Source organism: Nostoc sp. LPT (assembly GCF_017115165.1).
In the GTDB taxonomy this organism is placed as follows: Bacteria; Cyanobacteriota; Cyanobacteriia; order Cyanobacteriales; family Nostocaceae; genus Nostoc.
Window position 1 is genome coordinate 1 of sequence record NZ_JABXKF010000010.1, and the last position, 19,043, is coordinate 19,043.

The 19,043-nt window shown below is 41.1% G+C and carries 20 protein-coding genes and 1 tRNA gene; 12 read left to right on the top strand and 9 right to left on the bottom strand.

Annotated elements, in window-relative coordinates; genetic code table 11:
• The first annotated feature begins 248 nt into the window (after positions 1 to 248).
• From HWQ58_RS02075 to HWQ58_RS02085, 3 genes are all read left to right on the top strand, one after another.
• Complete coding sequence (locus HWQ58_RS02075) at positions 249 to 863, top strand: hypothetical protein (protein ID WP_292857094.1); 615 nt, start codon at positions 249 to 251, stop codon at positions 861 to 863.
• A gap of 103 nt (positions 864 to 966) precedes the next feature.
• Positions 967 to 1,746, top strand: a complete 780-nt coding sequence (locus tag HWQ58_RS02080; RefSeq protein ID WP_292857097.1) for an alpha/beta hydrolase — start codon at positions 967 to 969, stop codon at positions 1,744 to 1,746.
• 20 nt (positions 1,747 to 1,766) lie between these two features.
• The gene (locus HWQ58_RS02085) at positions 1,767 to 1,910 is read left to right on the top strand and encodes a hypothetical protein (protein WP_366837199.1); all 144 of its coding nucleotides are present in this window, start codon (positions 1,767 to 1,769) and stop codon (positions 1,908 to 1,910) included.
• A gap of 70 nt (positions 1,911 to 1,980) precedes the next feature.
• On the opposite strand, the gene HWQ58_RS02090 is transcribed toward HWQ58_RS02085, so the two are convergent.
• Positions 1,981 to 2,053, bottom strand: a tRNA-Val gene (locus tag HWQ58_RS02090).
• 126 nt (positions 2,054 to 2,179) lie between these two features.
• Between HWQ58_RS02090 and HWQ58_RS02095 the strand changes: the two genes are divergently transcribed.
• Together HWQ58_RS02095 and mazG are read left to right on the top strand one after the other, a co-directional pair.
• Complete coding sequence (locus HWQ58_RS02095; protein WP_292857103.1) at positions 2,180 to 2,767, top strand: metal-binding protein; 588 nt, start codon at positions 2,180 to 2,182, stop codon at positions 2,765 to 2,767.
• 52 nt (positions 2,768 to 2,819) lie between these two features.
• Positions 2,820 to 3,644 carry a nucleoside triphosphate pyrophosphohydrolase gene (gene mazG / locus HWQ58_RS02100; protein WP_292857106.1) on the top strand — a complete coding sequence of 275 codons (825 nt, stop codon included), beginning with the start codon at positions 2,820 to 2,822 and terminating at the stop codon, positions 3,642 to 3,644.
• 161 nt (positions 3,645 to 3,805) lie between these two features.
• On the opposite strand, the gene HWQ58_RS02105 is transcribed toward mazG, so the two are convergent.
• Positions 3,806 to 4,996: a transporter substrate-binding domain-containing protein gene (locus HWQ58_RS02105; RefSeq protein WP_292857109.1), complete on the bottom strand. Its 1,191-nt coding sequence runs from the start codon at positions 4,994 to 4,996 to the stop codon at positions 3,806 to 3,808.
• Positions 4,997 to 5,256: 260 nt separating this feature from the next.
• On the opposite strand from HWQ58_RS02105, the gene HWQ58_RS02110 reads away from it, so the two are divergent.
• A complete protein-coding gene (locus tag HWQ58_RS02110; RefSeq protein ID WP_292857112.1) occupies positions 5,257 to 6,516 on the top strand; it encodes a transposase in 1,260 nt (419 codons plus the stop codon).
• A gap of 145 nt (positions 6,517 to 6,661) precedes the next feature.
• Here the strand turns inward: HWQ58_RS02110 and HWQ58_RS02115 are convergent, their stop codons facing one another.
• Entirely contained in the window at positions 6,662 to 6,943 is a 282-nt protein-coding gene (locus HWQ58_RS02115) for a hypothetical protein (protein WP_292857115.1), read from the bottom strand.
• Between the two features lie 135 nt (positions 6,944 to 7,078).
• Positions 7,079 to 9,067: a zinc metalloprotease HtpX gene (locus tag HWQ58_RS02120; RefSeq protein ID WP_292857118.1), complete on the bottom strand. Its 1,989-nt coding sequence runs from the start codon at positions 9,065 to 9,067 to the stop codon at positions 7,079 to 7,081.
• A gap of 408 nt (positions 9,068 to 9,475) precedes the next feature.
• On the opposite strand from HWQ58_RS02120, the gene HWQ58_RS02125 reads away from it, so the two are divergent.
• Positions 9,476 to 10,807: a glutamate-5-semialdehyde dehydrogenase gene (locus HWQ58_RS02125; protein WP_292857121.1), complete on the top strand. Its 1,332-nt coding sequence runs from the start codon at positions 9,476 to 9,478 to the stop codon at positions 10,805 to 10,807.
• A gap of 63 nt (positions 10,808 to 10,870) precedes the next feature.
• Here the strand turns inward: HWQ58_RS02125 and HWQ58_RS02130 are convergent, their stop codons facing one another.
• On the bottom strand, positions 10,871 to 11,380 hold the full coding sequence (locus HWQ58_RS02130; RefSeq protein WP_292857123.1) for a GNAT family N-acetyltransferase: 510 nt from the start codon (positions 11,378 to 11,380) through the stop codon (positions 10,871 to 10,873).
• A 354-nt stretch (positions 11,381 to 11,734) separates the two neighbouring features.
• On the opposite strand from HWQ58_RS02130, the gene HWQ58_RS02135 reads away from it, so the two are divergent.
• Both HWQ58_RS02135 and HWQ58_RS02140 read left to right on the top strand, forming a co-directional pair.
• Positions 11,735 to 12,715, top strand: coding sequence for an L-lactate dehydrogenase (locus tag HWQ58_RS02135; RefSeq protein WP_292857125.1), 981 nt, complete (start codon positions 11,735 to 11,737; stop codon positions 12,713 to 12,715).
• Positions 12,716 to 12,751: 36 nt separating this feature from the next.
• Complete coding sequence (locus HWQ58_RS02140) at positions 12,752 to 12,874, top strand: hypothetical protein (RefSeq protein WP_292857128.1); 123 nt, start codon at positions 12,752 to 12,754, stop codon at positions 12,872 to 12,874.
• Positions 12,875 to 12,877: 3 nt separating this feature from the next.
• Here HWQ58_RS02140 and HWQ58_RS02145 read toward each other — a convergent pair whose 3' ends face one another.
• The 3 genes from HWQ58_RS02145 to HWQ58_RS02150 are packed head-to-tail and all read right to left on the bottom strand — an operon-like array spanning position 12,878 to position 14,808.
• Complete coding sequence (locus HWQ58_RS02145; protein WP_292857130.1) at positions 12,878 to 13,213, bottom strand: XisI protein; 336 nt, start codon at positions 13,211 to 13,213, stop codon at positions 12,878 to 12,880.
• On the bottom strand, positions 13,201 to 13,383 hold the full coding sequence (locus HWQ58_RS38305) for an element excision factor XisH family protein (RefSeq protein ID WP_366837208.1): 183 nt from the start codon (positions 13,381 to 13,383) through the stop codon (positions 13,201 to 13,203). Before HWQ58_RS38305 ends, HWQ58_RS02145 begins: the two co-directional genes overlap by 13 nt.
• Before the next feature lie 9 nt (positions 13,384 to 13,392).
• Positions 13,393 to 14,808, bottom strand: a complete 1,416-nt coding sequence (locus tag HWQ58_RS02150) for an isochorismate synthase MenF (protein WP_292857132.1) — start codon at positions 14,806 to 14,808, stop codon at positions 13,393 to 13,395.
• Positions 14,809 to 15,118: 310 nt separating this feature from the next.
• On the opposite strand from HWQ58_RS02150, the gene menA reads away from it, so the two are divergent.
• From menA to HWQ58_RS02165, 3 genes are all read left to right on the top strand, one after another.
• A complete protein-coding gene (menA, locus tag HWQ58_RS02155; RefSeq protein WP_292857135.1) occupies positions 15,119 to 16,015 on the top strand; it encodes a 2-carboxy-1,4-naphthoquinone phytyltransferase in 897 nt (298 codons plus the stop codon).
• Positions 16,016 to 16,081: 66 nt separating this feature from the next.
• Positions 16,082 to 17,077: an o-succinylbenzoate synthase gene (locus HWQ58_RS02160; protein WP_292857138.1), complete on the top strand. Its 996-nt coding sequence runs from the start codon at positions 16,082 to 16,084 to the stop codon at positions 17,075 to 17,077.
• Entirely contained in the window at positions 17,062 to 18,492 is a 1,431-nt protein-coding gene (locus tag HWQ58_RS02165) for a 2-succinylbenzoate--CoA ligase (RefSeq protein ID WP_292857169.1), read from the top strand. Before HWQ58_RS02160 ends, HWQ58_RS02165 begins: the two co-directional genes overlap by 16 nt.
• Here HWQ58_RS02165 and HWQ58_RS02170 read toward each other — a convergent pair.
• Positions 18,485 to 18,931 carry a thioesterase family protein gene (locus HWQ58_RS02170; RefSeq protein ID WP_292857141.1) on the bottom strand — a complete coding sequence of 149 codons (447 nt, stop codon included), beginning with the start codon at positions 18,929 to 18,931 and terminating at the stop codon, positions 18,485 to 18,487. The two genes, HWQ58_RS02165 and HWQ58_RS02170, sit on opposite strands and share 8 nt — an antisense overlap.
• Between the last annotated feature and the right edge of the window lie 112 nt (positions 18,932 to 19,043).

Consider the following 19,043-nt stretch of genomic DNA (forward strand, 5'->3'; position numbering starts at 1 on the left):
TTGATAGACCCCTGACATTGGATATCCCTCTTCTCATTAAATCTTATTATCTCATCTGTAGCCAGCTTTTAGAGAATTAGTATTATCTCACTTTTGCAAAAATATGTCTATGACCTCTCTCCAAACCTCTCCCCTAAGAGGGGAGAGGCTTTGAGTCTTACTCCCCAACGCTAGTAGGGAAGGGGCTGGGGGTTAGGTCTCTATTGAACTCAACCCAGAAGCGCTATAGATAATCACAAGGTGGAAGGATGCTATACAGCGATTTTAGTCTCGCTAAGGTGAAAAAGAGTTTTGATTTAACCCTCAATGAAACTCGGAATTTATTTGCTGATACAAAACCTGTTACACCATCAGAAACCCTCAGAACAATTTTAATAGATTACATCCCTTTAGCAACTGCAATTTCAACCGAAAAAGCAAGGTCGGAGTTTTTAATTGCACCAATTCTCGCAGAGGTCAGACGATTATTAAATAATCAAATCTCGCTGTTCTCTGGAAATGAGTTTAATGTTGATGCAACTTTAGGCTTGCAAGGTTTTTGCGATTATATAATCAGCAATTCCCAAGAGCAATTATTTATTTCTGCTCCAGTAATGTTTATTTTTGAAGCGAAAAAAGAAGATATTATCGGCGGTCTGGGTCAATGTGTAGCGGCAATGATTGCAGCGCAACTGTTCAATTTAAATCAAGGTAATGAAGTTGAGCGGATTTATGGATCGGTTACTAGTGGAACTAACTGGAAATTCTTATTTTTAGAAGGGACAACTGTTTATATAGATTCGACTGAATACTATATTAAAGAAGTTAATAAAATTTTGGGTATTTTATTGCAACCTTTTCAGCCTGTTTTAACTGCTGTTTGAATATATAGCAGGTGCTGATGTAACTTACCCGATCGAGATTAAAAATTTGCTAAAAAATAAGAGAAGTTAAAAAGTTGTCCACCATTACCACTATTCAATTGATATGAGTCTATATTGTCTAGTTCACGGTGCTTTCCAAGCCACCTGGTGTTGGGATTTGCTAATTCCCCACTTAGAAGTACAGGGTCACAAAACCGTAGCAATGGATTTGCCAATTGAAAATGCATCTGCTACTTTGTCCCAACTTGCGAATGCAGTAATTCAAGTGCTGCAAAAAACTGATGATGATATTGTACTAGTCGGTCACTCAATGGCTGGTACGATAATTCCCCTGGTTGCAGAAGCGGTAAAAGTGCGTCAACTAGTGTTTGTGGCTGCGCTACTTCCATATCCCGGAATCAGTACACTCGACCAATTTTCTCATCGTCTTGATTCTGATACTCTCAAATCATTCAATTACCAGCCAAAAGACTCAAGTAAACTCGAACAGTTCTACGATGAGCCTGATATGTATGAACCAGCTTCCGTAGGCAAAGATTATTCAGACGAAGCAGTATTAAGGGAATTTTTCTTTCATGATTGTCAACCAGATGTAGCACAGTGGGCAATCTCGAAAAGTCGTTCGCAACAATCTATGGCATATATTTTTGAAACGAATCCTCTAAAAGCTTTGCCGCATGTTGAGCGTAAATATATTGTTTGTACCAATGACCGAATAATATCTCCTATATGGTCGCGCTACGCCGCACGCAAGCGCTTAGGAGTCGATGCCATTGAGCTACCTTCTGGACATTGCCCGCATCTGTCTCATCCTCACCTTCTGGCTTCAGTATTAACTAGTGATTATTCGATCGCGACTACGGCGAACTCATCTATCGCTTAAGATTACCATCACCAACGGGTGTGGTTTATTTGCGGTTTCCCCCCCATACTCCAGAGGAGCCAGCCACACTATTGTTAAATTTACTAGAGATAGAAGGATTGCAATTTGAGGAGCGGTTCCCGGTATTACAGCGCGATCAGATTCGCCAGCGTCCTCTGCCGTAGTTAAGAAATACTACAAATTCAAAAAGGCTAGAAACTGCATCTAAGCTGTCTCTAGCCTTAATTTATTTAATGGGCAGTACCAGACTCGAACTGATGACATCCTGCTTGTAAGGCAGGCGCTCTACCAACTGAGCTAACCGCCCGCTTTACGTTTTACTAATCCTTAACCAATATAGCAAAACATTTCGCATTGCGCTAGTAGTTTTAAGAAAATCTTTTTTTCTCTTATACTGACTCAGTATTCAGTTACTCAGCACTCAAGATTTAGGATGCCCTCTGGTCGGACGCACGATCGCATTACTATGTATGCTCTGCCGTTTGTGGCGGGCGTTACTTTTTGGCAGACTCGCAGTAGCAATGCGACTTTGTTGGTTGCAGGCGGGTTTCTCTTTGGCGGACTGATGTTTGGCCCTGATTTGGATATTTACTCTGTGCAATTCCAACGCTGGGGTTTCTTGCGCTGGATTTGGCTACCTTATCAAAAAAGTCTCCGACATCGTTCTTTTTTATCCCACGGGCCGATTATCGGCACGATTCTACGGATACTTTATCTGGGGTGTTTGCTAGCTATTTTGGCAATTTTCCTTTTGGTAATTGCCGAAAGGTTGTGGAATCTGAGTTTTAGTTGGCAGGATTTTGGACAAATTGTGGGACGATCGCTCGTGCAATACGATACTGAATATATCGCCCTGTTTTTGGGGTTGGAACTCGGTGCGATGAGTCATTCTCTTAGTGATTGGGGGGGATCGGCTTATAAGCGTTTTAAAAAGCAGGGGGTTCGGGGGTTGCTTCCTAGTGGCAAAATTAAGAGGCGGAAAGTGAGGGGTGGTAGTCGTCGGGCGAGAGTGAAGAAATAATTTTTTTTTAACGCAAAGGAACGCTAAGGGAAGCGCAGAGGTACGCAGAGGTATGGAAAAGCAAGAAGAGACTTTGGCGGCGTTGCAGGAGTTGATTGAGGTGGTGGCGAAGTTGCGTGAGCCTGATGGTGGTTGTCCTTGGGATTTGGCTCAAACTGCCCAAACGCTGACTCCATTCGTGATTGAGGAGGCTTATGAGGTGGTGGATGCGATTAAGAGTGGGGATAAGGGTGCGATCGCTGAGGAGTTAGGCGATTTATTATTACAGGTGGTATTACAAGCCCAAATCGCTAGTGAATCTGGGCAATTTTCTCTCAAAGAAATAACTCAGGGGATTTCTCAAAAGTTGATTCGCCGTCATCCTCATGTGTTTGGTGATGTGTCGGTAGCCAGTGTGGATGAGGTGCGGCAAAATTGGGAACAAATCAAAGCTGCGGAAAAGGGCGAAGCATCTCCAGAGGCGCAAAAATTTAGTGCTAAACTCGCTCGTTATGGACGTACTCTTCCCCCACTGACGGCGGCGATGAAGATTTCTCAAAAGGCTGCGGCGATCGGTTTTGAATGGGAAAATATTCAGGGTGTCTGGGATAAGTTTCATGAGGAGTTGGGGGAGTTTCAGCAGGCTTTAGCTGAGGAAACACCCGAACGACAACAAGCAGAATTAGGCGATTTACTATTTGCAGTTATTCAGCTAGCACGTTGGCATAATCTTGACCCTAGCACCGCTTTGCAAGGTACAAATCAGCGCTTTGTCCAGCGATTAGAAAAAATGGAGGCGGTTGTTGACCGTCCCCTTTATGATTACAGTTTGAATGAGTTAGAAAATTTGTGGCAACAGGCAAAAGCTCAACTTGCTCAAGAAGGGAGTGGGGAATAGGGAATCGGTAATGGGCCAAACAGGGCATTGAGAAGAGACAAGGTAGACAAGGAAGAGGGGAAAGATAAAGGAAAGATTTATTCAATAATTCCCCCTCATCTCCCTTATCCCCCTCATCTCCCCCTGCTCCCCCTGCTCCCCCTGCTCCCCTGCTCCTTTCTTCAAGATTTTTCAGCATCAAACCACTTATCATATAGCGATTGATAAGTGCCATTTTCTTTGAGACTTAGCAAAGCCTGATTAATTGGTTTGCGGTAGGGACTGTTGTTGGGCAGGATGATGCCGTAGCTTTCTTCACGCAAGATACTACCAACAATCTGTACTTTTCCTTTGCCTTCATTGGCAGCATAGAAGAGGAGTACAGGCGCATCAAACACTACGGCATCAGCTTTTTTTGTTTGCAAAGCATTGTAAGCTTGCTCAATCTTAGTAACTTCTAAAACTGAAATCTTATGTTCTCGCAGGTATGTGGCGGCTGTGCTACCCGCAGTTGTAGCCACTACCTTGCCGGGTAAATCGTCTATACTCCTGATATCGCCATGAAGCTGTTGCACTGTCAATGAGGTAGTCGCGCTGGCTGTAAAGTAGGCGGCAAAAAGTACTCCGATGAACATCCAGACAATACCTACTAAGCGTCCCATTACTCCCTTGGGCATTTCGTCAGCTTGGGTTGCTAATGTGGCAGCTGCCCACCAACAGGCTTTGAAAATGCCAGGAAAGTATGATTTGGGAATTATCCCATCTTTGTGATGACGCTCAGATAACCAAATAATGTGGGCTGCTACTACAATTAGTACCAGGGCAACGCCTATTACCTGCAATAAAGTAGCAGAGAAAAACAATTGCAAAATATTTGGGAAGGCACTGTTGTTGTTCTCTGGGTTTCTTACCATAATTTGCAGCCCCCCAGCAAAAATAGGTAATGAGAAATCAAAATTCTGTTGGCGTTCGGCTGTAATTGAGATGGCTGAAATCCCCAAGTTGGCTTTGCTGTCCTTAATAGCCGAAAGCAGTTGCGGCACAGTAGAATATTCAATAAATTTAGACTCTACACGTATTTGGTTAGCGATGTTGCGCCAAAGGTCGATACTGAATCCTGATAGCTCACCTTTGTTTGATAGCACAAAAGGCGGTATAACTCGTGTAGCTACTAATAAGGGTTGTTGGAGTTGTGGTTTTTGGGCCACTCCTGGGGACGCCATTAACAACAATGCCAGAATTCCACCTAATAATCCTATGCAGGTATACAGTGCTAAGGAACGCTTGGTTTTGTTTTTTAAGTCATATCTGCCAATTGGGCTGTTTTTCCCAGCCATAAGTTGGCGAAATCTACTAGCGATCGCATTCATCATCAAAATTTTCTTAGGGTTGTGTGCATAATCTATTTATCATGCCTACGTTGTATCAAATATCATGTTCGTTACCCCCATCTAAACCTCCGGGGTACTCCCGCCACATCGGTACTCCGATTGGCAAAGACGGGGGATAGGAGGGCTGGCTGAGTGGGGTTCGACACCCCTGAAGTCAGCAATTTCTTTAATTGTTTGGACTGTTTTGCTTCTCAACATAAGACTTAAGCTCACTGAGGGTAACACCTTGGTATTATGACTATATGCTACTAACTTATCAGTACAAACTCAATCCCACTCCCGAACAAGTTGTCATTCTTGAAACTTGGGGAGAGTTACTGCGTCATCATTGGAATTACGCACTTGAGGAAAGACTGGACTGGCTAAGACGTACAAGGTCGCAAATTGACCGATGTAGCTTGGTTTCTGAGCCAATTGGTGAGATACCAGATAAAGCAGATTACTATACACAAGCAACTGACCTCAAGCGAACTAAAGAACTATTCCCCGACTACAAAAACATCTATGCCGATTGCCAACAACAAAATTTAATGCGGTTGGACAAGGCTTGGAAACGGTGGCTAATACCTGATAAGTTTGGAAAAAGGGGAGGAAGACCACGATTTAAAAAGCGTGGTGATATAAGTTCATTCACCTGGCCCCGTGTCAATTCACCAAAAGCTGGCGCACACTTAATAGGTAATATTCTCAAACTGTCCAAGATTGGTGAGATTGAGGTTATCTTACACCGTTCAATTCCAGATGGTTTTGAGATTAAACAGGCGACAATTTCAAGTAAAGCCGATGGTTGGTATTGTAGTTTTTCTTTGGAACATAAAACTGTTCCCGATGCAAAGTCTATTGATAAAATCAATTCTGCCACAGGTATAGATGTTGGGTTGGAGAAGTTTTTGACTACTGCTGATGGACAAAGTATTGAAGTACCGCAGTATTACCGGAAAGCGCAGGCGACATTAGCTCGTAGGCAACGCCATCTTGCACGTAAAACAAAGGGATCTAAGAACTATCAAAAACTTGCCAATAAGGTAGCTAGACTTCATCTGCACGTTGCAAGGCAGAGGAAAGAGTTTCATTATCATGTTTCTCATTGGTTAATTAACTCCTATGATTTGATTGTTTTTGAAAACCTGAACATTAGAGGATTAGCTAGAACACGACTAGCAAAGTCAATACTAGATGTGTCCTGGGGCGCGTTCCTCCAAATTATGCAAGCAGTAGCGGTAAAACGCGGCAAGCTGACACTTGGAGTTGACCCTAGAGGTACGAGTATTAACTGTTCAAGTTGTGGTGAGAGAGTCGAGAAAACTCTTGCAATTCGTGTTCATAGCTGTTCTTGTGGACTAATTATTGACCGTGACTGGAACAGTGCATTGAATCTTTTGAAACGTGGATCGGTTGGACTACCGATTCCTGGCTGTGGAGGCTTAAGGGATACCCAGCCTATGAAACAGCAAGTCTCTTATGTGAATTTGAGATGCTCCCGCTACATTGCTTGCAATTAGCGGTGAGAGTTGTCACAAAACCAATTCTTTTCAGGTTTAAGGGTGCAAGACCTTGCGCCCCTACAACAGATGTGGTTTAAATACATGAAAACTGCTGTAATCAGTAACTTAGTTGTGCCAATTTTGACTTATGTTTAATGCACAATTAAGCTCCCGTAAAACCTGCGAATGCCAAAATAACAAATGCGAACCCCGAAACAGCAAATGAGTTCGCCAAAATAGCAAATGCGAACCCCGAAACAGCAAATGAGTTCGCCAAAATAACAAATGCGAACCCCGAAACAGCAAATGCGAACCCCGAAACAGCAAATGCGATCGCCAAAATAACAAATGAGTTCGCCGAAATAACAAATGCGAACCCCGAAATAACAAATGCGAACCCCGAAATAGCAAATGCGAACCCCAAAATAGCAAATGCGATCGCCAAAATAGCAAATGCGAACCCCGAAACTGTCCTGCCCCCTGCCCCTTCAAAAAAAACGGAGGCAGTTACTAACTACCTCCTGATAAATTAAAGCTTGGATGGACTGAAAAATGCTTTGACAGCAAACTAGAAACTCAGCTAGCTGCGACTCAAAAACATAGTCAAGACCACTCCCAGGATAATCGATCCACCGCCAAGGATGAATGACCAGAAGCGATGGTAACTGTTGACAATAGTGCCATTTTCACTCTGGAGTTGAATCAAATCCATCCAAGGCGCAACACCTCGACGGAACCAACCCACAGCCCCAACTTGTTCGCCAATCAAGCTTTGGACTCGCTTCATGCCAAACAGAAAATTGCCGATGGGGCCAAAGCGTGAGGCGTAATGCAGATAAAGCATTCCGCTACGATCTTGAATTTTTAAATCGGAACCAAATTTATAACCAGCGTCGCCACGACCAATAAGTTGACCTTCCAGTTTTGCAGGTTGTCCACGTAACGGGCTGGCATAAGGGTCTGACATCAGGGTGAGAATATCGGTTTCTGGTGCTTGCTTATAGTCGGGAAACATCACCAAGGCTTTGATGAGAATTCCAATTCCTAAGCCAATTAGTGGCGCACCCAATACTAAACCTGTATTTGGCGAACTTGACCACAGAATCACACCCATTACCAAGCCAACAAAGAAACCAATTGTTTCAGCACCGTACAATACAACATCTAAAAAGAAGTTGCCGTAAAGTCTACTCTTATTAAGACTTTTACCTTCTCCAATAACTCGCCCCATATCAAACTCAGTGGGTAAACCCAATTGTTCGGCGTATGTGCTTAATGCACGAACTCGTTTGCCTGTCAAGGGATGAGTGGAATTTAACTCCATCCACCAACCCCAAGGGTTAAACATATCCCACAGAAAGACGCGACCAATTTTTTGGGTATCGGATGCAATGCGGTAGGCGGTTCCTGTGGAAGCGGCGGCTTTATGGTCATAGATACCCAAGGCGCGAGTTCCTTCAATTAAACGGCTGGGTTCTTGTGTGCGCGAACCTTCTTCTAATATCCCATAAGCAATCTTCACCAAAGCGCGAGATAATCCATTGGGATTACCCGTACTTTCAGCTGCAAAGTGGTCAGCAAAGTATTCTCGTGTGCGAGAGAGGTACAGCAGTAGATAAGTACCGACGATATAAAATACGTAAGCAACTAAGGCAGCAGTTTGCATCGCATCTTTGATTTTGCTATCACCACCGCCGCGCCCAAATCTTCTAGCTGTGCTGTAAATCAAGTAACAAATTTGCACTAAGGTAGAAGCTACTGTCATCACTGCAAAGTCCCAGTGGACTATGTGCCCCAATTCGTGAGCGTAAACGGTAGCAATTTCATCGTCATCAAGATATGTGAAAAGTCCCTGACTGACGACTAGACGGGCGCTGTTCGGCAATGAGCCATAAGTAAAAGCTGTGGGGTTTTGGTCATTAATGATTCCCAAACGAGGCGTTTTCAGCTTTTTCTGCTCACAGACTTGGCGAATAACTTTAGCTGTCTCTGGACTGAGGGTTTCAACTTCTGCCAACTCTACCCAGTGAGTTTGGTAAAGCCAGCTTTGAGTTAAGTCCATAAGAAATGGAGACAAGAAAAAGGCGGCGATATTAAAAATTTGGGTAATACCAATAGCGATCGCTAATCCTTGGAGTGGATTATCGCTACCCAAAATAAATACTAAACTCAAACCTAAAGCCAACACCATACCAAACAGCAAGGTCATGGTGACACCAGAAGCTAATGCCAAACTACCACCCACACCCCCCATCGCTAATTTCATCCCAGTAGTAGCGGCGCGACCAGCTTTTTGGCTAGCGTTAGATGGCGTTTGGCGGAAGGATTGACTGGCTTGTTCTGCCCAACTGCGAGCCTGTGGGTTTTCACTGATGATTAACTTTTGACACAGAGCCTTGGCTTTTTCGATTTCGCCTGTGGCTTGATAGGCTTTGATCAGCCACATCTGTGCTGAAAGATAATCTGAGGAATTGTGTTCAACACAATCGCGGCAGAATTGTTCGAGTAATTCAACCGCTTCTTGATAACGTTTTTGGTTTAAGGCATCTAATGCAGATTGCAATGACATAGAATCTCCCTAGTGAAGGAGTGGTATTTGATCTATCAATACTCAATAGATTCAGCGATCGTCACTGCAATTTCGGAAAAATTTAAATAATGACAGTATAAAATATTTACTTAAGTAAAAGGCTAGAGAAACATATATTACTATGTCTCTCTAGCCTGAGGAACGCATAAATCATGTTTAGATTTTCAAATAAAACCTGTAATAATACTCACAATATTTTTGACGCTGTAAACTTACTACCTCTTTGCCTTGTGTTGTGATATTTAGAGAATAAATGTTTTGAACCAGCCTTGCTTCACCCAATCAGAGTAATTATTGATTACCCAAATGGTTCACCCGATTGGAGGAAGACGAATGATGAACATAACCTGAGACTGATAAGATGAAGAGAAAGTAAAGATTTGTACTATGACTATTCTTGATATTGCTTCTCCGACTATTCTTGATATTGCTTCTCCCCTAATTAAGATCGCAGGACAAACCCGTCAAGCTGCAAGTAAGCTAGCGATTCTCTCCACTGAGGCAAAAAATCAAGCACTTGTGGCGATCGCTCAAGCTTTAGAATCAGCTAAAGATGAAATTTTACAAGCAAATATTGCTGATTGTAAAGCTGCGACTGCTGAAGGAATTCCCCAACCACTTTATAAGCGCTTGCAGTTGGATGAACATAAATTAAGAGATGCGATCGCTGGGGTACGAGATGTTGGTAAGCTAGCCGATCCAATTGGTAAAGTCCAGATTCACCGCGAACTTGACACTGGTTTAATTCTGAAGCGCATAACCTGTCCTTTAGGTGTTTTGGGGATTATTTTTGAAGCCCGTCCAGAAGCGGCGATTCAAATTGTTTCTTTAGCAATCAAATCGGGAAATGGTGTAATCCTCAAATGTGGAAAGGAAGCAGTGCGTTCTTGTGAAGCGATAGTTAAGGCAATTAAACAGGGATTATCTCAAACTGCTGTTAACCCAGATGCGGTACACTTACTAACAACTAGAGAAGAAACTCTAGAACTTTTGAAATTAGATAAGTATGTAGATTTAATTATTCCTAGAGGTTCTAATTCCTTTGTCAGATTTGTACAGGAGAATACGCGCATTCCGGTACTAGGTCACGCCGACGGAATTTGTCATCTTTATATAGATAAAGCCGCCGATATTTCTAAAGCAGTTCCGATTACTGTCGATGCTAAAGCACAATATCCTGCTGTTTGTAATGCGATTGAAACTTTGCTAGTTCACCAATCAATTGCTAGAGAATTTTTACCGAAAGTTGCTGAGGCTTTGCAAAAATGCCATGTAGAATTAAGAGGCGATAAACGCACATTGGAAGTTTTGCCTAATATCGTAGCTGCAACAGAAATAGATTGGGAAACTGAGTATAGCGATTTTATTTTGTCGATCAAGATTGTAGACTCTCTAGAAGATGCGATCGCTCATATTAACGAATATGGTTCTCGTCATACCGATGCGATTATCTCTGAAGATTCAACATCTGTTGAAACTTTCTTTGGATTAGTAAATTCAGCAAATATATTTCACAATTGTTCTACCCGATTTGCTGATGGTTTCCGCTATGGTTTCGGCGCAGAAGTAGGAATTAGTACGCAACAAATGCCTCCCCGCGGCCCCGTTGGTTTAGAAGGATTAGTCACATACAAATATCAAATGACTGGCGATGGTCATATTGTAGCTACTTACACTGGGGCGAATGCGAAAGCTTTTACTCATCAGGATTTTGTGTAAAAGATTCTCAAAATTATGGGCTTTAGTAACGCTAAAAATACACCGGATAAATCGGTGTATTTTTTATGTTAATAGTTTTTCTGAGTTGTCAAAAGTTTTAATTGGGCCATGCCATCGGTGATCATTTAAAAAAACCTCGTCAAAGGCTCCATTAGTGTATTGACTAATTACCTTGCTCCAAAAGGCTTGTGCGCCTAAGTTCAAAGCAGTCTGCCGTACCTCCCAACTGCCAGGAAACTGGTCAAAAATTTGAGTAGCTACCTGTTCACCAATGCCCTGACTTCGATACCTTTTGAGGATAAAGAACTCAGCAATAGACCTAGCAGCGTTATCTCGATAAAGGTATGTATGCTGATTAATAAGTACAAACCCTGCCAGTTTCTCATCAACTTTAACCAGAAATGGGTGTCGTTCAGGTTCTGTCCAATAGTAATCAAGATATCGATAACCAAACAAGCCGCAGGTATCTACATCTTTAGCTTCTATTTCACTCAGGTCATACTGGTATAGTTCCATTAAATTACACAGCACTGACTTCTGTTGTTGAGTAGCTTTTACCACTTCGATTTTCATAAAGCATCTACGATAGTAAAACTAAAACATAATGAGCGCCAACGATTTGAACAATATCTCACATCCTAATTGGGAAGCATTGGAATCGATGTCAGATGACGACATTGATTATTCTGAATATTCCATTATTAAACGATGAGTTTTTCGAGAAGGCAATGTTGAGATTGCCAGCAACTCAAGCACAGAATTTAATTCAGATTGATTCAGAATCATAGCTTGGTTTCAATTCCAAAGTGTCAAACACAAAACACTCATCAATTCTGTCATGCGTCAACACATCAAATCTTTGAGATGAAGCGATCGCTTCAAGAATCTTGACTCGAAAGGATTAGTTCTGGAGTTAACATTAACCTATTGGCCCAGTTACAAAAAAATAGATTTGGCATGAGTAGTAAAACATCTAAAGTCGGTGTCATTGGTGCAGGGAATGTGGGTGCAGACGTAGCAAATGCTTTAGTGCTACTTGGTAAATGTGTAAAAGTCGTCCTTTTTGACCGAACCTTATCAAAAGCTGAGGGGCAAGCATGGGATATTGAAGACACTATTCCTCTACTTCAAGAGATGGAAATTATAGCGTCAGATCGGTATGAAGATTTAGCTGATTCTGATGTGATTGTCGTGACTGTTGGGGTGCAGCAAAAAGAAGGACAAAGCCGATTAGATATATTGAGCGATAATGCAGAGATCATGCGTTCAACAATAAAAGAATTGGATCGAGTTGCACCGAATTCAATCATACTTATTGTTAGCAATCCAGTGGATGTATTAACACGGATTGCGATCGCCAATTCTACAAGAGCAGAAAACCTAATTTTTGGTTCGGGAACCGTTCTTGATACTGCTAGACTGAGATATCAACTTGGTAAGCGACTGAACGTTAATAAACAAGACGTTCATGTTTATGTGATTGGAGAGCATGGAGACAGTGAATTTATCGTTTGGTCTAGTGCATTTATTGGGGTAATCGCGTTAACTGAATTTCCTATCCCACAAGGAGCAACGCTGGAACAAATTCAGGAAGAGTACGCAGAGTTAACCCGTAGGCGAGGCTATAACATTTCTGAACGTAAAGGAAATACTAGCTATGGCATCTCAACAGTAGTTTGTCAGTTAGTTGATACCATCTTGCGAGATGAAAAGCAGATATTTCCAGTATCGGTGAGAGCAGATTCTAACTATGGAGTTGGTAGTGAAGTTGTTCTTGGACTTCCATGTATCATTAGCTCCCAAGGTATTGAGCGCCAACTGGTGTTACCAAGAAATCCTGATGAACAACGCTTATTAGAAGAGTCAGCCACCAAACTGAATGAAGCCTACAATTCTTTGGATAATTAAAATCAACTCAAATAGTCTATTTAAAAACGTCCTTTTTTGAATGTTAAACTAAGGCTTTCAGTAAAGCTTGAAGTTTTAGCTGCACCTGTGCAAACTCCTTGTCAGGATCGGAGCCAGCCACGATACCAGCATACAATCTGGCGCGATCGCCAGATTTAAAATTTATGTAACAGCAAAATCAGTATACTTTCTTACTTCGGTAGGTTGAAAGGCTAGAACAATACGATCTTTAGGAATGCCGACACTGACAAATTCGTTAGCAATACCATCTTCGGTACCATCTTTTTGAATCCAAATTTTATCGTTGATAATATCAATGTGGACAAGGCACCCATGTACCCTTTGTTTGTTTTCCCAGCCAAGTGTGAGTAGTAGGTAATGGTTTGCATTTTCATCAATAATTAGCTGTCTTTCTAGTTCTCCATAAGCGTAGGGAAGTTGGGCATATTCGGCTAATATTTTTTCAATTATTTGGCGATAATTATCTAAGGTATCCATTCTAGAATCACCTCTAGTTCTGAATCAAAGACAAGTAAACAAAGACGCTGATTTTCTATCAATATCTTACCAATTGGTTCTTGGAACAATTCTGAGTATGTTTGTTGACGAATAGCAAGATACAAGCGGCGGTCTGGTTCTAGGCGACTGAGAATATCGTAGTATAAAATATATTGTCCTTAAACTAACGCTTTCAGTAATGCCTGAAGTTTAAGTTGCACCTCTGCAAACTCTTTGTCAGGATCGGAGCCAGCCACGATACCAGCACCAGCATACAATCTCGCGCGATCGCCATCAATTAATGCTGAACGAATTCCCACAATAAACTCACAATTCCCCTGAGAATCTATCCAACCTAAAGGTGCAGCATATAAACCCCTTTCAAAGCTTTCATAACGACGAATTTCGGCACAAGCTACATCTTGGGCTGCACCCGCAACGGCTGGCGTAGGATGCAATTGTCCGACAATCTTTAATGGGTGTATGTCAGTGGGAACCATAGTACTGATTGGTGTCCATAAATGCTGGATATTCGATAATTGTCGCAGCCGTGGTGCTAATATTTGCGGTAATAAACCTAACTGGGATAGGCGTTGTGTAATAAAATCAAGCACTAGGGAATGTTCATGCTTTTCTTTTTCACTATTTAGTAAGCGATTGGCGTTAGCTGCATCTTCAGCAGGGGTTTTACCTCGTGGTGCAGAACCAGCTAAAGCATCAGTGATTAACTGTTGATTATTGATACTAATTAATCTTTCTGGACTTGCACCAATAAAATTTTGTCCTTTGCCATTACTTGTAGAAAAAATATAACAATTAGGATGGTTTTGTCTAAGATTATTTAATGATTTAACTAAGCTAAAGTGGTTGTTTGACTTTACATCTAATATATCTGCTAATACAATTTTGCTTAAATGGCTAGACCGAATTTTTTCTAAAGCAGATACTACTGAACGTTTAAATTGGGTAGCATTCGTTACAGATTTTTTATAGAAGTTTCCTCCGAAGTAATCAATATTAGCAGAGTAATATTCTAAAGATTGGATAAATTCAATTTTATTTTGAATATTTTCCAACAATTTTTCAATATTTACATTTGCATTGATAATTATATTTGTTACTAATATGCAACGCTGATTTTTTACGGCTACTTGCCAACGTGGAAGAAAAATGGTAGCAGATGGAAATGGATAATCTACTTGGGCATTTTTATCAAAAAAGCTGAAATAACAAAAAAAGTGAGGCCCAGAAAAAGGTTGGTTTGCGTTACCAAAATTAATTATATTTTTTAGACAAGATTTGATAAAATATTCTGTTTGACTAAAACGGTCTGAGCCATCAATCTGTAATTTTGCTACAGCATCAATTGCTGCGATCGCTTCTCCTTTACCTCTGTCCTCAAAGTAAAAATTTATTTCATTTGCTTGTGTAAGTTTATCCAATACAAGTAAAGGGTCAACTAAATCAATTTCTTGAGAGATACTGACAATTTGTTTGCAATCATTTTTGACGCACTTTTCTTGCACTGCTACCAGAAATTGATATAAATCTTTGTGCTCTACAAAGAAGTTGCTACGACATGGTAAAACTGTCATGGATTTAACGATAGTAAATTTTTTTTAAGTTAACTTCCTAAAGTGTAATTAATCGTGGTCGTATTTTTACAGGTAACATATTAAGTTGCCATTTCACCAGCGTAGGGTTTGCTTTATTTGTGGTGTTCTCAGACTATGATAAGACAGTTTCATCCTGAGACTGCAACGTGAAGGTGAGTGTTAACAACACAAAGTTAACAAGCCATAGTAAAAGTAACAGTTGTTTATATATCACCCATATCTAACGTCTCTTGAAATCATAAAATCTCAAGTGTGAGTAATATTCCGGTAATTTAATTAATCACAACTGATGACTACCAAGCAAATTTTATATCCCAACACTAAGTTATGGATGGCAGCGATTAAACCACCAATGTATAGCGTTGCCATTATGCCCATTTGGGTAGGAACAGCAGTAGCATTTGCCGAAACTAAAATTTTCAATGGTGTAGTATTTTCTACTTTTGTCGCTGCGGCAATCTTAATTCTTGCCTGGGAAAATATCAGTAATGATGTGTTTGATTCTGAAACAGGTATTGATCAAAATAAGCACCATTCTCTAGTGAACTTAACAGGCAATAAGCCATTAATATTTTGGATAGGAAATTTGTGTTTAGGTTTAGGGTTGCTAGGCATACTAGCGATCGCCTTTTGGCAACAAGACCTAACTGTTATCGGTATCATTCTACTATGCTGCGGTTTAGGCTACACGTACCAAGGGCCTCCCTTTCGCTTAGGATATCAGGGTTTAGGCGAGATTATTTGTTTTTTTGCCTTTGGCCCCTTAGCAGTGGAGGCAGCATCTTATAGCCAAACCCAAACTTGGTCAATGACAAGTTTAGCAGCCTCAGTAATTGTTGGGATTGCCACAACCTTAATTTTGTTTTGCTCACACTTTCACCAAGTTAAGGATGACATAGCCGCAGGCAAGCGATCGCCTATCGTTCGTCTCGGAACCCAAAAAGGCGCTCAACTCCTAGTTTGGTTTACTGGTAGCATTTATCCCCTCACCTTACTATTTGTGCTATTGGGAATTTCTCCAGCTTGGACGTTATTAAGTTGGGTAAGTTTACCCTTTGCTGTCAAATTATGCCGCCACGTTCAAGAAAATCACAACCACCCCGACAGAGTTAGTAACTGTAAATTCATCGCTGTAGCTGTGCATTTCTGGGCTTGCTTGCTGTTCGGTTTGGGATTTCTGCTTTAGCAATACATTTGGGCATGGGGCATGGGGCATTGGAACAGAGGAAAAATAACTAATGACTCTTGACTAATGACTAATGACTACAGATTTGAATTTCGTCCATATCAGCGAAGATTTTTGCGATCGCTTACCACTAATCATGGAAATTGGAATATTCGTGAAGGTATTATTCTGCGCCTTAACGATGAATCAGGTAAAGTCGGCTGGGGAGAAATCGCCCCCATTAGCTGGTTCGGTTCCGAAACCCTAGAACAAGCCTTAGATTTTTGTCGCCAACTCCCACGAGAAATCACAGACGAGATAATTTTCTCCATCCCAGATGAGTTACCAGCTTGTCAATTTGGTTTTGAGTCAGCCTGGGAGTGGGGAAGTGAATTCTTTTCAATGCCCAATGCCCCATGCCCAATACCCCATGCCCAATCTTTCAGTGGCTTATTACCAGCGGGGAAAGCGGCTTTGAATCAATGGGAAACCCTATGGCAAAAGGGATATCGCACGTTTAAGTGGAAAATTGGTGTGGATGCGATCGCTCATGAACTAAAAATTTTTGAGTTATTGATACACACCTTACCAGCCTTTACCAAACTGCGATTAGACGCTAACGGTGGACTCAGCTATGAAGAAGCTAACTTATGGCTGTGGACTTGCGACAATCTCAAGGCAAATGAAGAACTACCCTTAGAAATTGAATTTATCGAACAACCGCTACCTGTTGAGCAATTTCAGGGGATGTTGGAATTGAGTATGAATTATGAAACTGTGATCGCCTTAGATGAATCTGTCGCCACACTTGGGCAACTCGCCGCCTGTCATCAACAAGGTTGGCGAGGGATTTTTGTGATTAAGCCTGGGATCGTTGGATCGCCATCTCGTCTGAGAAAGTTTTGCCAACAGCATAAAATTGATGCTGTATTTTCATCAGTATTTGAAACTGCGATCGCAAGACAAGCAGCACTTCAACTAGCAGCCGAATTATCCCAAAACAACAGGGCAGTTGGCTTTGGCATCGACCATTTTTTTGAACAAGAAGATACATGGCTTCAAAGTCTATGGAACAACCTTTAGACTGTCTTAATAACTTACTTCAGCATGATTGGCTTATTGATTACAACAGCCATCAATTTCATCAAATAGCTCAAGAATTGTATTTAGAACTAACACAGTTATCAGCGTGTGGAACACCACCAAAAATCATCTTAGCTGAACGCGAACCAGTGCGATTCTTAGCCAGTTTTATTGCCGCTTGTGCAGCTAATTGTCCAGTTTTTCTTTGTAACCCCGACTGGGGAACACAAGAATGGCAACAAGTCTTTGATTTAGTAAAACCAGATATTATTTTGGGAATGGCGCATGGGGCACAGGGAATGGGGAATTACCAATGCCCAATGACGCCAGTTGCTTCAAGTCGGCAAAGCCGCCCAACGCACTGGCTCCCCAATGCCCAATGCCCAACGATTATGATTCCCACAGGTGGTTCATCGGGACAGATTAAGTTTGCCATCCACACTTGGGAAACTCTTGCGGCATCTGTACAAGGATTTACAAAATACTTTCAACTAAAGCAAGTCAATTCCTTTTGTGTATTACCACTACATCACGTTAGCGGTTTAATGCAATTTATGCGCTCTTTCACCACCGGAGGTAAACTGGCTATTCAACCATTCAAAGCAGTAGAAAAAGGTCAAATATTGAATATTAAAAAATCAGAATTTTTCATATCTTTAGTACCAACACAGTTACAACGCCTCTTGGGAAATCCAGAATTAACTGAATGGCTATCCCAATTTAATACTGTACTTTTGGGAGGTGCGCCAGCATGGAGCGAACTACTAGAAAAAACCAGATTTCATCATATCCGGTTAGCACCAACCTATGGCATGACAGAAACAGCCTCTCAAATTGCTACCCTCAAACCAGATGATTTTCTGAGCGGTAAAATAAGCAGTGGTCAAATTCTTCCCCATGCAAAAGTAACTATTCGCAATCAGCAAGGCAAGATTTTAAATTCCAATCAAATAGGAAACATAACTATCTATGCTCAATCTCTAGCTCTTGGTTATTATCCGATAACCAGAGAAAATCAAGATAATTTCCAAGTAGATGATTTAGGTTTTTTAGATGACCAAGGTCATTTAAATATTGTCGGACGTAACAACGATAAAATTATTACAGGTGGAGAAAATATTTACCCAATAGAGATTGAATCAGCTATACAAGCAACTCAAATGGTTGCCGATATTTGTGTCATCGGCATCCCAGATAAACAGTGGGGACAAGCATTAACAGCGATTTACATTCCTAGACAATCAAATACCTCTGCCTTAAAAATCCAAACCTTACTCAAAGATAAACTCAGCAAATTTAAAATTCCTAAATATTGGATTCCTCAGCAAAACTTACCTCGTAACTCTCAAGGTAAAATTAACCGCCAACAGCTACAGCAAATAGCCACAGAATTCCTCCAAAATTCGATCACATAATCTCTCTCGACTTTCTTCTCTCTGCGCCCTCTGCGTCTCTGCGGTTCGTTTCCAGCCACTGGATTATCTCATCAGGTAATTCCTGCTTAGTTCTACTACTCGCATCAATACAAACGTGCCTAGTAATAGCCTTAGCAACTACTACTTCACCCACTGTAATTTCATAAGTAATTTCAAACTTATCAACACCTATTTTTTGGGGAATTAAGCTAATAAACAACTTGTCCCCGACAAATATAGGGCGTAAAAAATCAACACTAGCATGAACAATGGGAAACCCCACAGACGGATTAGTGAAAAAATCTTTGAGATTAATACTTGATGCTTCTAAAGATTCTTCATAAGCTTGATGGCAAATACCCAAAACGTTAGCAAAATAAACTACTCCAGCAGCATCAGTATCTTGAAAGCGAACCGTGCGTTTATAAGTAAAAAGCATTTTTGACAATTGAATATTAAAAAACAGCAGGTTTATCGCCTGCTTTACAAACTAATTTTATTGCAACTAAGTAAGTTGGTGATAGATAAAAATTTAATTTCCCCAATTCTGA